We start from the raw sequence: 1,127 nt of genomic DNA, 5'->3' as shown, positions 1-1,127 counted from the left end.
GGCAATGCCGACGACTGTCCAGTGGCGTAAGTCCAGCTACAGCAGCGACCAGGGCGGCGAATGCGTGGAGTGCGCGCCTCTCGGTCTGCTTGCCTGGCGCAAGTCGTCGTACAGCGGCGACCAGGGCGGCAACTGCGTCGAAGTGGGCGAACTGCCCACCACCGTCGCCGTCCGCGACTCCAAAACCCCGGCGGGCCCGGTCCTCACCCTCGCCCCCGCCGCCTTCACCACCTTCGTCGGCTGGGCCCGCACCACCCACAAGTGACGCGTCGGCGTGCGCAATTGCGCCAACCATGAGCCGAACCCTGGGACTTGTGATCTTCGTGTGCCTAAAGTGTGTGCGCCTTAGGCACTCGCAACAGGTCATCCCCTGACACACGACCGCGGCGGGCACGCACCACCTCTGCCCGACCCGCGCCGGTCGAGCGCGGCCTCACTCGGGCTCGGGTGGCGGCGCCCTCCGACCGAGAGGAAGCCGGCCCATGGCTGACGAGATGGTGCGCGCAGCGCAGCAGTTCATCAACACCACGTATGACAACGGCGCCAAACTGGGCATATCGAGGCTCGACGAGAACGGCCGGACGAGCTGGACCGTGATGTACGCCCTGACCAGGGCGCTCCAGTACGAGCTGGGCATCTCCGGCCTGTCGGACAACTTCGGCCCCACGACGCTCTCCACGCTCCAGTCGAAGTACCCGAACATCCACGCCTCGGGCGCCCCCGGGAACATCGTCCGGATCGTGCAGGCCGGCCTGTACTGCAAGGGGTACGACGGCGGCGGCATCGACGGGACGTACAGCGAGCGGGTCCAGAACTCGGTGCTGTCGCTGAAGTCGGACATGGGTGTCGACTTCGCCTACCCCGGCAGCGACGTGGTCCCGAAGGTCTTCAAGGGCCTGCTGAACATGGACCCGTACGTCACCGTCAACGGCGGCTCCGAGCAGATCAGGGCCGTCCAGCAGTGGATGAACGGCGAGTTCGTCAACCGCCGGGACTTCTACATCGTGCCCTGCGACGGACACCACTCCCGGACCGTCGCCACGGCCATGCTCTACGCGGTGCAGTACACGATCGGCATGGCCGACGGCGTGGCCAACGGCAACTTCGGGCCGGGCACCAAGTCCGGG

1 protein-coding gene and 1 pseudogene are annotated in these 1,127 nt (G+C 67.3%); both read left to right on the top strand.

The window, feature by feature from the left end:
* The first annotated feature begins 4 nt into the window (after nt 1–4).
* Nucleotides 5–265 carry a DUF397 domain-containing protein gene (locus tag AB0E98_RS33885; protein ID WP_107049478.1) on the top strand — a complete coding sequence of 87 codons (261 nt, stop codon included), beginning with the start codon at nt 5–7 and terminating at the stop codon, nt 263–265.
* Between the two features lie 217 nt (nt 266–482).
* Nucleotides 483–1,127: pseudogene (locus AB0E98_RS33880) on the top strand (hypothetical protein); the annotation flags it as partial.

The sequence above is a fragment of the Streptomyces sp. NPDC037389 genome (assembly GCF_040636475.1).
Classification (GTDB): domain Bacteria; phylum Actinomycetota; class Actinomycetes; order Streptomycetales; family Streptomycetaceae; genus Streptomyces; species Streptomyces hesseae.
This window is presented reverse-complemented; position numbering and strand designations above follow the sequence as displayed.